The following is a 14,711-nucleotide window of genomic DNA, read 5'->3' on the forward strand; positions in this document are numbered from 1 at the left end:
CTCGTCTGCGATTTCTGATCGGCAAAGACGTGCTCGACGCAGGAGCGGATCACCGACTTCCCTGCATTCGATTTCTGGATATGTCGGGGCATCGGCTTGAGATGCGGCTTTTTCCTGTGAACCTTTGAGACAAAGCCTTGCTTTTCCATGAAGTCTTCATTGGCTTTGGAGCGATACGCCGTGTCTGCCCAGACGCCTGAGGCCGTATTGGTTTTATCCAGCAGCCCCTCTCTTAATCGCGCACCATCACTGGCGGCGGCATCCGTCGTCTTCCATTTACGGATCAGCCGATATTTTCGATCCGTGAAGATGTGCGATTTATAGCCAAAGAACGGGATAGCGAGATCCGTTACGGGGACTGTTCCGTCATCCTGCCGTTTTGTTTTCGTGAACTTCAGCGTCCAGCGCGCATGGCGATCCTTGTGGGATAATTTGGATCGCTTGTTCTGGCAGTCTTCAGGAATACGTCCTGCCCGGAGGTCGGCTTTCTCAGCATTGGTATTGCGCTGCTTTAGCGCCGCTACCAATATCGCATCCAGGATCTGGCCGTACACCGGCAGACAACCTGCGTTCCACAGGGCCGCGTCAAATCGACCAAAACAGATGACAGGTCAGTGATTACACCGGTAACTCAGCTCTGCTGGACAGCATTCTTATGGCATAATGGATGCTGACTGGTGTAGGAATGCCCTGAAAAAGAAGGGTATCCAATCCTGCATTTCAGGACAAAAATGTCGCGATAAACCTGTCAAATATGACAGGCGGAAATACAAACGCTGCAACCATCATGTTCTGACTATGAGGCCTGAGCCTAAAGAGGCTCAGCGCGTGCATGTACCAATCCAGATTATGAAATACTCGCTTTCCTCAAATTACATAGCGAAAATAACCTCAAGGAACCAGATCGCGAAAAAACAAAACAAATAAGTAGTTTCATATAATAAAAAATAATACACATATAAATTTCTATAAACATAATATTTAATTAACCATTATTGCACATTAATGTATTTTCTGCTCCTAAGAGTTAGAGATATGCCTATAATAAGCATAAATGCTGTAGCGTATGAATTATAAACCATGTCGTAATAGGGATGAATTGTATGCCCAAATTGGCCGCCACGAATCATTTCAATATTATTGACTGACGGGGACCATAGAAGAAGATTTCTTGCGTGGAGCGGTAACCAGCTTTCCAAAAGAAAAGCACCGGAAAACGGTAAAGAAAGATACGAAAAAACGGTGATGGATTTCTCGACCAGTTCAGATCTCTGGCTCAGGGCAGCCACAAGCAGAGCTGTAGCATAGGAAAAAAGGCTTTGATAAAAAATTCCTATGTAGAGAAGTCCGTAATCCTTTGGAGGTGTCATATACCCCAACAACATAGCCCCAGAGCAAACGATAACCCCCGCAATGATCGTTCCAGCTATTTCAAGAATGCTTCTGGCAGTAATAATGTCGAGCGGCGTGACCTGTCGATGAAAGAGCAGACTTCCGTTCGCTTCAAATGCCCGAACGGAACTGGCCAGGCAGTGCCGCCACATTGTCAGGGGGACATAGCCTGTAATAACCACGGCTGTCGTCTGCAGACCATGTTCATAGGAGGGGCGGATGGCTGTCCAAGCGATGGCGACACCTGCACAAAAAAGGATCGGCTCGCCTACGATCCAAAGATATCCGAGATTTTCGCGTCCGAAGCGGGTATGTAATTCGCGCAACATCAAGGCGCCTATAACCCGAAGTTGGGTTAGAAAGAGTTGCGAAAGAGTTTGACGACTTTGATGCATGAAGCATCATGCCCTCAACAAGAAGGTCATCGCAAGTGTCGCAACCTGAATGGGGCGTAAAATCCTCTTGGTTTTGTTGCATAATTCACTCTGTCGACGTGACGAATTTGTTAAGTCTCAGGCCCGATCGATATGAATAGCTGGATGTGATTCAGGCTTCGTGAGGAGACTGAAGATGAGCGATCTGTACCGGCTGCCGGACGAACAGATGGAGTGTTTACGGCCGTTCTTTCCCAAGAGTCACGACAAACCTAAAGGGATCAAAGAACCGTTGTTTGATTGATTTTGGGTCGCTTTTGATCTGCGTTTTGAGCAGAACGAAGGCTGTCCCCCGCTGGATTGCTACACGCTCGCGTTCAACCTGTGAAAGAAAAGGAAGCGGCGCATGTTGTAGACGATAGTAGCCAGTCCGATCCTCATGGTGGCCCGGGTGCTGCCGACGGCTCGGATGAACAATCCTGTCTGCGACCTCTAAACAGCAAAGACATACTCGATACGCGACCGGATCACCAACTTCGCTGCATTCGATTTCTAGCTATACCGGGGCATAGGCTTAAGATGCGGCTTTTTGCTGTGAACCTTCGAGACAAAGCCCAGCTATCCATGGACCAATGGTCAGGTTGAACGGATGAACCGGACGATCAGGGAAGAAACCACCAAACGCTTCCATCACGACAGCCATGAGCCGTTGAGGACACGCCTCAATGACTTCATGGCGGATTATAATTTCGGGCAAAGGCTCAAGAACCTGAGTGACCTCACACCTTATGAATAATTCTGCAAAATCTGGACTTCAGATTCAGAAAAATTCATCATCAATCCAACTTATCAAACCACGTTAACAAAAGCAGTCGACCGCTCTTTGACCCTTCCCCTACGAATTTTTAGAGTTCCATTACGAGAGCAAAAATTCTGGAAAAATCTCTGACAAATGATTCACTGTATGAATTGGAATTGTTTGTATACTTGAGGTAAAACAATCTTCAACTAGAAAGCCTCGGCATAATCCTGCACTGGCGGCGGCCTGCATGTCACTTATCTTATCACCCACCAACACACTTCGCGCCAGATCAATTCCATATAACAGACCAGCTGTCGTCAACATTCCCGGTTCTGGCTTGCGCCATTTGGCAAGGGGGCTGATATCGTCAGGATCTGCGCCACAGAGAAACACGGCATTGATATATGCTCCTTCTTGCAAAAGCATAGCCTCGATCCGTTCCTGTACGGCCAACATAGTGCATAGGTCGAAATAACCGCGGCCGAGACCGCTTTGGTTTGAAACTATGACCACGGGCCATGCTGCAGCATTGAAAGCTGCGATCATCTTTGCGGCGCCATCACGAAGCGTGACGCTTTCTGGATCCGAGAGATAGCCTGTGTCGATATTGACCACGCCGTCCCGATCCAGAAACAGCGCTGGCGTCCCAGGAACGATCGGTCGTCGCTCCAACATGACATTACTACCTTGCGGCATGATAACCTACCGTATTCAGTGTCATCCTTATGCTACCGGCACGTCCAAAGACGCGTGTGAGAACGCGCAGCAGTGTATGCTCTGCTCGAGCAGATGGCCGTGCCGATAATTCAGGCTTACCCAGAAGGATCATTAGGATTTTTCTGCCAAAAGAGACCGGACGTAGGACGAAACTCCCGTTGCGACATCCGCAAATGTATGGTCGCACCCAGTGGCGCGCAGACACGTCAGATCGGCCTGAGTGAAGCTCTGGTATTTACCAATCAGGGCTTGAGGGAAATCGATATATTCCACGATCCCGTCACTGACCATCTGCTCCAGCGTAAGGGTGGACTGGTCCTGTGCGCTACGCAGGCTGTTCACTACTGCATGCGCTACATCATTGAACGCCTGTGCCCGACCAGAGCCTAGATTGAATACACCGCTATGTCCCGGATTATCAAAAAACCAGAGATTAACCGCCACAACATCATCAACATAGACAAAATCACGCAGTTGCTGGCCGGGCCCGTAGCCTTCATAAGCGCCAAACAGCTTAACCTTTCCGTCCGCCCGGAACTGGTTGAAATGGTGATACGCGACCGACGCCATGCGGCCTTTATGCTGCTCATGCGGACCATAGACGTTAAAATAGCGAAATCCTGCCACCTGACTCCGGATCCGCGGCAGGGACTGACGGACAACCTGGTCGAAAAGCAGTTTCGAATAGCCATATACATTCAGCGGACGCTCGAAACGGGGATTCTCGATGAATTCCGATGAGCCACCATAGGTCGCGGCGCTGGACGCATAGAGCAGGCGTACGCCCGTAGACGCGCAGGTATCGAGCAGCATCTTGCTAGTGGCATAATTGTTGGCCAGCATGTAGCGGCCGTCATGTTCCATCGTGTCGGAGCATGCGCCCTCATGGAAAATGGCGTCTACCGGCCCAAATTTTCCCGCCGTGAAAGACTCGTAGAATGTTGTTTTGTCCACATAGTCGCTGATTTGAAGATCGACGAGATTATGAAATTTCTCAGCCTTCGCGAGATTGTCGACCGCGATGATATTGGTATATCCGCGGGCATTGAGCCCTCGCACGATATTGCTGCCGACAAAGCCGGCTGCACCGGTCACAATGATACGTTTGCGCATGTTCTCGATTCATTCAACGGGAAAAGGATTTTAGCCTGTCTTTCAGTCTGAGGCTTTGACCATAGAACCGTGCAGCCATTTCGATAAGACGGTAACTTGAGCGGCTAGCGATCAAACGGAGATCTTCGCCCCATCCGGAGACATCTTTTCTTTATCGGTCTTCGATCGTTCGAATATGTCCAGCGCAGCCTTGAGAACGGTCTCGACGGATATTGTGGTAATGCACGCTGCATCCCGCCCGCAGGCATCCCGGTTGTTCAGTCCGCATCCTGCGCAAGGAACAGCACGCGAGAGGATCACGCCGCCCTGATTTTGTCCCCATTCCTGCCAGTTCAAACGGGGAATGGCGATACTGACGACTGGCACACCGCGGGCGGCAGCCAGATGCTTGGGCCCGGTATCATTGGCCACGAACAAGGCCGCACTCGCGACGAGGGCATCGAACGCATCCATCGACAGGCATTCCATGAGCGTCACACCAGGGAGTTCGGAACATCGTACGCGTGCCGCATCGTCAAGCGCATGGGCGTCAGCGAAAAATAGAATCTCGCGCCCGCTCGCGGCTGCAAGGGCGCCGCAGAGTTGCAGGAAATTCTCTATAGGCCAGCGATTTATGGGATGCCGGGCGCCTGAATGGACGATGATGGGGAGCTTACTGTCCAGTTGCGGTGAGACAGGTTCACGGCGAGGAACGGTTTCGCGCCGCTGGTCCATGAGTTGTCCGAGAGCGGAGACGAGAAGTTCAACATGCGCGGTGTGGGAGATGATCGGCTTACGGTTGATCCGTTCGCGGGAGATCACCTCGATTCCGAAATCAAGGAACGGAAACTGCTCGGGCTTGAAACCCACGCGGTGGCGTGCCGAGCAGAGAAGGAGAAGAGGCTGGCTTTCCGCACCAGGCGAAAGGTCGATCGCCAGATCGAAGCTGCGCCCGCGAAGCTGGGTGCGCAAGTGAGCGTCCGCCTCTGCGTCGAGATAGCGACGCTCTGTTTTTGGATCGTAGCGCAATGCCAGGTCGAGATACTCGTCCGCGACACCCGAGGCGCGGGCTACAGGCACGTTGGACTTCTGAAGAAGCATGGTCACGTGGGCCTGGGGGAAAAGTCTCCTGAGGCGGGCCATGGCAGGCAGCGAAGCCGCGACATCGCCAAGCTGGTCAGTTCGCAGGACAAGGATCGATTTTACAGGGCCTGAAAACAGGGTACCCGGAGGATAGTGGCGTTCGACCGGCTGCGACAATACCCAGGAGGTGGCGTCATCTGTCGGAGAGCCAGGTGACTGGATGTAGGAAGAAGACTGCGCCGCATCGGGTACCGCGCTCAGGGTTGTCTCTTCGCTTTGCACCACGACGAAGCGACGCATCCGTCCGGCCAGACGCGATCCGGCCCAGGCGCGAATATGAATCTTCTGGCGCCCCGGCCTGAGACGGGATGTGTCGATCCAGAGATTGGCCGACCAGGTGGTGACTGAGCCAATCGTCGCCAAACGTACCGGAGCAACGCGGCCAATGATCTCTTCCGTATCGTCCGAGCAGGCCAGAACCTCCGTAAGGTCGTGGCGCGAATGAACGAGCACGCGGAACGCCACCACGCCGGACAAGAGCGGCATGCCTATCCCGGTTTTCATCCAGCCGATCTGGACAATCGAAAAATGTGTCCGGCTTACAGCGAGAAGAGTGGCAAGGGAGTTCCCCACAGGACGTAGGACAGGCCCGACGACCGGGTTCCCGTTCCGTGACCATGAGATCAATAGCCTGGCCACCCAGCCGATACGGCGGAAAATGACGCCATCGAGCAGGGCCGCCGCGCGGGTCGGGCCTGCCTGTTGTGACAGATGAGGAAGGGGCGCGTCCTCATCTGTATACAGGTCACGATACCTTGTGTTCCGGTCGGATGTCAGGCTCGGAAGGGTGTGTACCCCCATCATACTTCAAGACTTTCTTTACTCATCCCACATTCCTGACCGGCTCCCTTAGAAAAAGGCCGGTGCTGGCCTGAATCAAAGCCAGCACAACCCAGGGTAGGAGCGTATTATTGTGACAGGGCTTCCCGAAGCACTTCTTCGAGGGTGATCTGTCTGACGCAGGCGAAGTCCTGACCGCATTCGGTGTCGTCATAACGTATGCCGCAGCCCGCGCATGGTACCCGACGGGCAAGCACTACGCCGCCGAAGACCTGTCCCCATTCGCGCAGATCGTCGCGGCCCGGATGAAGGCTGACAACTCGTGTGCCACGCAGGCTCGCCCAGTGCTTGGGGCCGGAATCGTTGCCGATCATCAGCGTGGCACAGGAAAGCAGCGCGTCGAGGTCGTCAAACGGTATTTTTCGGTCGAGATAGACGATCCGCCCGTCCTCAAGGGCTTCCGCGGGCAGACGTGCCTTCTGCTGTTCGTCACTGCCCATGTAAACGACTTTGTATCCAGCCTTGAGGAGCCGTGCCGTCAGTTCGGGATAATGGGGCCACCGGAGAAACTGGGCGAAGCTCGATCCTGTATGCAGGACGACATAACGATCATTCTCGGACAGGCCGTACCGGGCCAGAGGCTCGGCGTTCGGCTTGGTGCGGGGGAGCGGCCGCGCATTATTATCCAGCCAGAGCGCCAGCGCTTCCGAGAGCGCGCGAGCACGGGCCGTATGCGCCATAGGAGAAAGGCTTAAACCGCCACTGGGTGAACGGGCGTCGAAAGAGACTTCCAGATCTTCGATCTGATCCGAACGCGCGACGGTCATGGTGACCCGCGCCCCGGTCAGGGGGAGCAGTTTGTTGGCATGCTCGCTGTAGAGAAAGTCGATCGCGAGGTCGAAATTATAAGGCTTGCACTGCGCGGCGAATGCTTCCTGCGCCCGTTTGTCCATGACACGCCGGTCCTGATACTTGTCGTCAGGAAAACGGATGACGACAATATCGTCGAACACTCCAAGCGTAGCCGCCAGATCGGCGTTAGCCGGGCTGAGAAGACCAACGATCCGGGCTTTGGGCGCGAGTTCTCTGATGCGCCGTACCGCCGGAAGGGTAATGACCATATCCCCGAGTTGATCAGGTCTGATGATCGCGATCGTATCAAGCTTGCCCGGAAAGGACCCTGGCGTGACTTTTCGTACAAGGCTCGGGAGGCGGTTGACCTGTTCGACTACCGTGAGAGGTGACTCAGAGTCCAGCGGCGGAATCAGGGCAGGACTCTGCTCATCGTATCCTTCCGGCAGTCGCTCAGCGATAATGACTGTCTCACGTTTCCATTCGATACCTTCACGCGGCTCGCCCTGAAGGGGATTTGCGCAGAGGACAATCTCATGCTTTCCCACCGGGAAATCACTGAAATCAATCCAGGCATTGAAGACGTATTTGTCCAGGTTGGAGTGGTTTTTTTCCCAACGCAAAGGAACGACCTGCAAAGGCGCGGAGTAAATCAGCTCGTCATCAAGGAAAATATCGATGCTGTCGCATGGGATTGACGTGATGATATGGCCGCGCACGGCGTCAACACCGCGGATCACACGGCCTTTTCCCGAGCTGGTCTTGCGGTGGTTGCCAAGACGCGAAATGACGAAGGTCTCTTGATAGTCGCGTTGAAGCTGGTCGAGCCGTCTTGGAAACAGCCGCTCCGAGACGAGGCCCTTAAAATCTGCGTCTTCAAGGGAACCACACCGCTCTTGCTCGCGGAAAAGCTCTTCGCTTGCATGAATTGCACGAAGTTCGTGCCTGACTTCATCAAAATTGGGATAATGATGCTGCATTGCCAGCATATAATGGCGTTGGGCGTCGCCATACCGGCCAACCGTTTTGTAGAAATGCCCCAGCTGCATGTAAATTTCCGGGTCGTCAGGATTGGCCTCACGAACGTTCTGATAATGGCGTTCAGCCGCAACGAAATCCTTGGCCTCCTTGCGCATATGCCCGGCAATCATTGAAAGGGACGACGACCCTCCAAGAGCCATGACCTTTTCATACAGTTCGGCGGCGGCAAGATAGTCTCCGCCATCCCGCGCCCTGTCCGCCATTTTCTGAACTTCGCTGCGCCACTTGCTTGCGCTGATCGTTGCGCTCATGCCGCGTCTCCTGATGCAAGAATGGTTGTTTGTGACGCAGCGGATGCTTCTGGCGCATAATCCGGACGCGCAATCTGTTTAGCGACCTCGACGAACACCTCGTCGACAGTAATATCTTTCACGCAGGCGATATCATAAGTGCACTCTTCCTGACGGGATATGGGAATTGGCCCACATCCCGCGCAGGGGACACGCCGGTAGAGGCACACACCCGCCAGTTCGGACTTCCATTCGGCTGCACCGAGACGGGCTGATAGTATTCGGACGGCCTTTGCGCCCCGCAGCGTGGCGAGATGGCCCGGGCCGCTGTCATTGCCGACAAAGCTTGAGCAGTAAGACAGGAATGCATCAAAATGATCGAACGGAATCAGGCCAGCCAGGAAGATGATCCGTCCACCTGACAGAGCGTCTTCGGAAAGATACGGACGCTGACTCTCATCGTGAGCAATATAGACAACCTTCAGTCCCATTTGCTCGACAATGCGGTTGGCAAGTTCGGCATAGCCCGGCCACTCCGTGGCCTTGATGCGCGAACCTGTATGCATGACGACGAAATCGTCATCAGGTCCAATTCCGTAAGGTCGCAGTAAGTCACGGCTCAGGTCATTGCGCCTCTGAACGCGTGCACCACTATCGAGCCATACTTCCAGTGCGTTGGCCAGAAGCCCATATCGGGCAGCGTAGTTAAGAATATTCGCGCCGGAAATCGCATCGCGCGACGTATAATAAATGTTGAGGCTTTTATGATCTTCACCGTCAAAGCCAATAGTCACCGGCGCGCCGGTCATCACGGAAAGCTGTCTTGGCCTGTCGCTTACCATGCCGGTGATCGCCAGATCGAACTTATAAGAAGCGAGTTTCTCCATCAGTTCAAGCTGCTGGTCTTCAGTCAGATATCGGCCCTGTTCGTAAGGATTTTCCGGGAAATCAATCTCGATGACCTCATCGAAAATCTCCAGTGCCCGGCAGCCGTCGGCATTGTCTGCTGATGCAAGAACGACCAGTCTGGCCGAGGGAAGAAGCTTTCTCAGATGCAGGAAGAATGGCACCGAGACGGCGACATCTCCCAACCCATCAAGCCTGAGAATGGCGACGTTGCGTATGGGACCGGGATAGGAATTGGGGCTCGCCTCGGAAACCACGGTCGGCAGGGATCGCACCTGTTCGACGAGGGAACGGGACGGGTCAAAATCGGCGACGGGCACACGCGCCGTCGCATCGTGAAAAAATTCATCGGCGATGGGAGCGTCCACGATAATATCGTCGATACGCCAGTTAAGATTGACCTCAACGCTGTTTCCGGTGCCGACCGCCCGATAGTAGATTTTATGCCATCCGAATGAAAAGCGGGAAAAATCAATCCAGATATTGTAGGCATATTTGCGCAAACGCTCATCGGACTGTTCGTTCTGTACCGGTCCGACGGTCAGCGGTCCTTCGTGAACAAGCTGCCCGTCGATATAGATTTCGATACGATGATAGGGAACAATCGAGAGAATGTAGCCGCGCAGACTTCCTGCACCGCGCACCACGTCGCCCGCGCCCCAGCGCGTTCTCTGATAAACACCATTGAAGGTGCGTACGAACTGGGGCGCATGATTCTGCGTCAGTTCATGGCGCGTAGGATGAAAAAGCGCAGCGTCAATCCGCTGATCAACATCGAGACGGTTCAGCGCGTCAAGCTGGGCAGCCTGAGCGATCTTCTCGCGTTCATCCTCGAAATCACGTTTTTTTTCGAAAATAATTTGCGCCTTGACGTCGGCGCGTCGAGCGGTCGCCAGGGGCCAGCCGGGGTTCAGGAGAAGCGCGCTGTCGTAATGCTCGATAGCCTGAAGATAATGCTTCTGGCAAAACTCGAGTTCGCCCCACTCAAAGTGAATCTGCGCATTGCCAGGCTCGATCAGGAGAGCCCTGTTGAGACTATCCCGAGATGCCTCGTATCGACCCATATTGCGCTGAAGTTGAGCAATAGAGATCCAAAGTTCTGGGGTTTCTCCCCAGAGGTCGATGATCTTCTCATAGTACAGAACAGCCAGTGCCGGTTTTTTGCCTTGTTCGGCTTCCTTGGCAAGCGCACGTATGGCATCGGCATCAATGGACGAAGAGGTCCTGTCTTGGTCCCGCGAGCCTTCTGCCCTGTTCGGCTGCAAGCGCCCTCCCGAACGATGCCGGACGACCTCAAGAAACTTTCCCATCTTTACCATACGTTCTTCTCTGTACTCTATTCTAGAGGTGATAAGGTCATCCGGACCGTTGAGACCGAATGAGTTGCGGCATGATAAAGTTTGCCTACGCTTTTATCTTGCCCTCCTCAGACGCATTCGTGAAGAGCATCGGGATGCAATTACCACAAAGGAATGAAACAGAATCAGTTGTCAGATTGAACCGCTCCGGAATTGACGAAGACCGATTTCAGTAAATTAGCGACCGTGGACAAATTTGATCCAAAGGAAGGCTAAGGCGATAGAGCCGAGATGGGAGTGGGCGGTCTTGTCATTTCGGGTGACGATACGCCACCAGTTCTTGAGCCTGTTGAACATGCACTCGATAGGGTTTTTTTAGCTTGTAGGCATGACGATCGTGGCTGGCGGTGTTTCGCCTCTAGCGTTTAGCCATGATCACCAGACTGACGCCGGCAGGTTCGTAGTGGCGGCGCGTCATCAAGGCTATTTCAGTCCAAAGCCTTGAAGCACGCATGCTGCTAAACACCAACAATCTTTATGAGTTCACGCCCTAGGACGACGATAGTCGGCAATGTTTCCTGAGCCGATCAAAAGGCTCTGGTGTAACGCCGCAGAATGTTTCATCCCTTCCTCCGTAGGAGCAAAAAATGACAGTTGCCGTATCGCGTCCCTTTCATGTGACCCTTGATGGTTTCAATCTCGCTCTACCCCGCGGAACGGGTGTAGCTACCTACGCTCGAACTCTGAGCGAAGCTCTCAAGGGGATGTCTGCGCAGGTCGACGTGCTCTATGGCTTTAACATTCCTGCCCATACGCCCGCAGCCCTCCGGGAAGTCTTGTTTTATGATCGGCTGGGTGAGGAGGAGCCAAAAACGAAAGCCCGTTTCCTGTCGGAACGTTGGAAAGCACGTCAGCGCAGTACTCTGACAGGATGCACAGTTCAGACTATACCTACGGACTCCCGGATTGACACACGTTCCTTTGGCGAACGCATGCCAGCCTTCGACCAATTATTGAACGCGCGCGATCTCTTCTTCGCCGCTGCACAGCGATACCGGGCCACGCGGCGTTTCATGACAATAAAGTTGCCGGAAACACCTGACGTTATGCACTGGACCTATCCTTTTCCAATCCGGGTCAAGGGTGCACGGAATGTTTATACGATCCATGATCTTGTCCCTTTGCGGTTGCCGCACACTACACTCGATGACAAGGGTTATTATTTTCGCCTGATGAACGATCTGTGTCGGCATGCGGACGCGATCTGCACTGTCTCCGAAGCCTCGAAACGCGATATCATCGCATTTTCTCCTCAGGCCGCACCATTCGTTCACAATACCTATCAGACGACCCGCGTACCTGCCGCCCTGCTAAACAGCAGCGATGAAACGTTGAAGGACATTCTCGAACGCCTTTATGGCCTGCGTCGGGACGGATACTATCTGTTTTTCGGTTCGATTGAGCCGAAAAAAAACATTGGTCGTCTTCTGGAAGCAATGCTCTCAGCTTCTGCTGAGCGTCCTCTGGTCATCGTGGGAGCGATGGCCTGGAAAGCGACTGGCGAACTCAGGCTGCTCGAACGCTGCCTGAATACAGGGCGGGTAATCCGCATGGAATATCTGCCGGAGCGGGACCTGATGACGCTGGTGCGAGGTGCACGTGCATTGTTGTTCCCCTCTCTGGCGGAAGGTTTCGGTCTCCCTGTCATAGAAGCTATGACGTTTGGTACGCCCGTCATGACCTCACGTGAGGGTGCCCTTCCGGAAGTCGGGGGAGATGCCGTCTTGGCCGTGGATGCCTATGACATTCCGCAGATTACAGCAGCCATCGAGCGTCTGGACAAAGACGACGTACTTTGTGCCAAGCTACGCGCCGCAGGGCCCAGCCAGGCGGCACGTTTTGACATGAGTAGCTATCGAACGCGGCTGGAAGCATTTTATGCCGATGTCATGCGAGCGCCAGTGAAGCACTCCTGAAGGGAGCATCGCTCCTTACGCCGAGATACGCCATACTTTCTGATATCCGGAGTAAAGAACTTCTGCACCAATCGTATCGAAAAACCGATCGACGATTAAACCCTTACCGCCCGGTCCCAGTGGCGCGACGTCGAAATCGTCGATGCACAGGATCGTGCCCGGGGCCAGGAGACGACGCGCTGCCATTAATTCCATCGCGTGATGAATGGCGCTAGGCATAGGATTATCAAGATCCAGATCGAAGGAATCGAGATAGATCAGGGCCGCTGGTCCCATGCCAGTCGCACCTAGAGCGTGGAGCGTTGCGACGGAATCGTTGAGAATAGTGCTGGTGACGCTGCTACAGGCACGGCGGGCACTGTCGATGCTCTGGGGGTTGACATCGATAGTCAGGACCCGGCCTTGCCTTTCGCGCGCATACCAGTCGAACTGAAAAGTACTTTGCCCATCACCGTCCCAGTTGCGTGGCACACGCAGGCACCCAGTCTCGATAATAAAAGGCGCTTCGTGTCGGTTGAGCGCTTCAAAAATTGTCGCGAACCCGTCAGCGCGCTTGCCAAGGCGATCCCTCAGAAAGGTATCAAATCCCGATTTGAAATCGCAGTCCGCCGCTTCGGGGGGAAGGCCGACATAGTCGTAATTCGCCTGCGTGACCCATGCAATTCCGTCCGACACCGTTCCTGTCCGTGCGAGCTTGGTAAGCTCTTCTACGGCCGCGCCTGAGGCGATCTCGCGTGCAATAGCCTCCATATCCGCATTCTGATTATTGATCCGGGCGAAAAGTGCCTTGCCCTCGCCATCCGTCAGCCTGTCCAGAAAGGCTAGTACATGAGCTGGGGATGTACCCATCCCGGCGGGGCGACCCGTCTTTTTCGCCGTGCTTTTGCGTGTCTCAGCCATTATCCGTCTCCCGCGTTTGGCCTGACAGAAGGCGTGCCGCTCCATAGATATGATATAGAGAACTTGCAGGCATATAATCTACTAGCGGTGAGCCGGCCTCATTAAAACGATCTATCCATCCACCGGCGAGGCATGACGGAGTAAATCGTGCGAGAAATGTCGCGCCCAGATCGTGGACCGGGATGCTCTCCGGTCTACCTAGAAGTTGACGTGTAGACAGTAGGCGAAGGAGCTCTGTCTGCGGCCAGATCCGTGTCGACCACTCGAAAACCACCCCATCCTCGGTCATCGCATCCAAGGCAAATCCTGTCTTCGGGTCGATCCCGCATGATAGTCCGGAGCGGAACAGTCGCTCCGCTGTTTCCGTCAACCCAGTCATATCTTCTCCTGACGGAGAAACGAGCCGCTCGTATTCGCCCAGCAGCCATGCCCATTCGAACAAGTGGCCGGGTTCAACACGGTTATGGGACGCAGGTTCAGAGGGCTTCCACGAAGAATCAAAGAACTCTAGAAGTAGACCGGAGCGCCGGTCGATAAGATGGTTTCGCGTAAGCGCGATCAGACTACGTAATCTCTCAAGGTAATACTCGTCTCCCGTGGCCTCGAAGAGGACGAGATAGGCTTCAAAAAGATGCATATGCGGATTTTGTCGCCGCAGGGAATCCGTAGGAGGGATTGTATCGAGATAACCTGCATCAGGCGCTGCAAAGATACGCTCCACTTCCTGTGCCGTCTGGCGGGCAATTTTCCGGTATCTTTCTTCTCCGGTCAGCCGGATTGCCCATCCATAGGCGAATAGGATGAAGGCATGTGCATAAAGATCGCGTCGGGAATCGGCAGGCGTCCCGTCGGGCGCGAGGGAAAAAACCCACCCAGCATCCCCGTCGCTACCATGATAAGCGTGCTCGACGATATCCAGACAGCGTAGCGCCTGTGCGGAAGCATCATAAAACCCGTCTAGTGTGGCGCGGCAATAAGTCGAAATCTGGCGCGCCTGCACCATCAAACGTAGGCCGCTCATGGGCACAGGACGTCCATCCCAGTTCAGCCGCTCATGATAAAGACTACGCTTCCCATCGAATCCTGCATCACTCCAGAGCGGGAGCGCCTTTGCGCTGAGCCAATCTCTCCAGACTTCACTGGAATTTGTATCCAGAGTTTCGGACGGGTAGGAAAGTTTGTCAGAAACCGTCATGAGTGTTTCCTTG

At 54.0% G+C, this 14,711-nt stretch carries 9 protein-coding genes and 4 pseudogenes; 3 read left to right on the plus strand and 10 right to left on the minus strand.

What is annotated here, in order from left to right; translation table 11 throughout:
- Positions 1-599 (minus strand): annotated as a pseudogene (locus GSP01_RS11380) (transposase); the annotation flags it as partial.
- Between the two features lie 8 nt (positions 600-607).
- Between GSP01_RS11380 and GSP01_RS15225 the strand changes: the two are divergent.
- Positions 608-783: pseudogene (locus GSP01_RS15225) on the plus strand (IS5/IS1182 family transposase); the annotation flags it as partial.
- 209 nt (positions 784-992) lie between these two features.
- Here GSP01_RS15225 and GSP01_RS11385 read toward each other — a convergent pair.
- Together GSP01_RS11385 and GSP01_RS11395 are read right to left on the minus strand one after the other, a co-directional pair.
- Positions 993-1,787, minus strand: coding sequence for an ABC transporter permease (locus GSP01_RS11385; protein ID WP_141353666.1), 795 nt, complete (start codon positions 1,785-1,787; stop codon positions 993-995).
- 342 nt (positions 1,788-2,129) lie between these two features.
- Positions 2,130-2,381 (minus strand): annotated as a pseudogene (locus GSP01_RS11395) (IS5/IS1182 family transposase); the annotation flags it as partial.
- Between GSP01_RS11395 and GSP01_RS15570 the strand changes: the two are divergent.
- Positions 2,374-2,559, plus strand: a pseudogene (locus GSP01_RS15570) (integrase core domain-containing protein); the annotation flags it as partial. The pseudogenes GSP01_RS11395 and GSP01_RS15570 overlap by 8 nt on opposite strands.
- 123 nt (positions 2,560-2,682) lie before the next feature.
- On the opposite strand, the gene GSP01_RS11405 reads toward GSP01_RS15570, so the two are convergent.
- The 5 genes from GSP01_RS11405 to GSP01_RS11425 form a co-directional block, all read right to left on the minus strand.
- Positions 2,683-3,264, minus strand: coding sequence for a D-glycero-alpha-D-manno-heptose-1,7-bisphosphate 7-phosphatase (locus GSP01_RS11405; RefSeq protein ID WP_141353668.1), 582 nt, complete (start codon positions 3,262-3,264; stop codon positions 2,683-2,685).
- A gap of 132 nt (positions 3,265-3,396) precedes the next feature.
- Positions 3,397-4,398: an ADP-glyceromanno-heptose 6-epimerase gene (gene rfaD, locus GSP01_RS11410; RefSeq protein WP_141353670.1), complete on the minus strand. Its 1,002-nt coding sequence runs from the start codon at positions 4,396-4,398 to the stop codon at positions 3,397-3,399.
- A gap of 111 nt (positions 4,399-4,509) precedes the next feature.
- Entirely contained in the window at positions 4,510-6,324 is a 1,815-nt protein-coding gene (locus GSP01_RS11415; RefSeq protein WP_141353672.1) for a glycosyltransferase family 9 protein, read from the minus strand.
- A 104-nt stretch (positions 6,325-6,428) separates the two neighbouring features.
- On the minus strand, positions 6,429-8,444 hold the full coding sequence (locus GSP01_RS11420) for a glycosyltransferase family 9 protein (protein WP_141353674.1): 2,016 nt from the start codon (positions 8,442-8,444) through the stop codon (positions 6,429-6,431).
- The gene (locus GSP01_RS11425; protein WP_167495535.1) at positions 8,441-10,639 is read right to left on the minus strand and encodes a glycosyltransferase family 9 protein; all 2,199 of its coding nucleotides are present in this window, start codon (positions 10,637-10,639) and stop codon (positions 8,441-8,443) included. Before GSP01_RS11425 ends, GSP01_RS11420 begins: the two co-directional genes overlap by 4 nt.
- 635 nt (positions 10,640-11,274) lie before the next feature.
- Here GSP01_RS11425 and GSP01_RS11430 point away from each other — a divergent pair.
- Positions 11,275-12,603 carry a glycosyltransferase gene (locus tag GSP01_RS11430; protein WP_141353678.1) on the plus strand — a complete coding sequence of 443 codons (1,329 nt, stop codon included), beginning with the start codon at positions 11,275-11,277 and terminating at the stop codon, positions 12,601-12,603.
- Positions 12,604-12,618: 15 nt separating this feature from the next.
- On the opposite strand, the gene GSP01_RS11435 is transcribed toward GSP01_RS11430, so the two are convergent.
- Both GSP01_RS11435 and GSP01_RS11440 read right to left on the minus strand, forming a co-directional pair.
- Positions 12,619-13,503, minus strand: coding sequence for a class I SAM-dependent methyltransferase (locus tag GSP01_RS11435; protein WP_141353680.1), 885 nt, complete (start codon positions 13,501-13,503; stop codon positions 12,619-12,621).
- Positions 13,496-14,698 carry an AGE family epimerase/isomerase gene (locus tag GSP01_RS11440; RefSeq protein WP_141353682.1) on the minus strand — a complete coding sequence of 401 codons (1,203 nt, stop codon included), beginning with the start codon at positions 14,696-14,698 and terminating at the stop codon, positions 13,496-13,498. Before GSP01_RS11440 ends, GSP01_RS11435 begins: the two co-directional genes overlap by 8 nt.
- Positions 14,699-14,711 lie beyond the last annotated feature (13 nt).

The organism is Gluconobacter sphaericus NBRC 12467 (genome assembly GCF_006539125.1).
GTDB lineage: Bacteria > Pseudomonadota > Alphaproteobacteria > Acetobacterales > Acetobacteraceae > Gluconobacter > Gluconobacter sphaericus.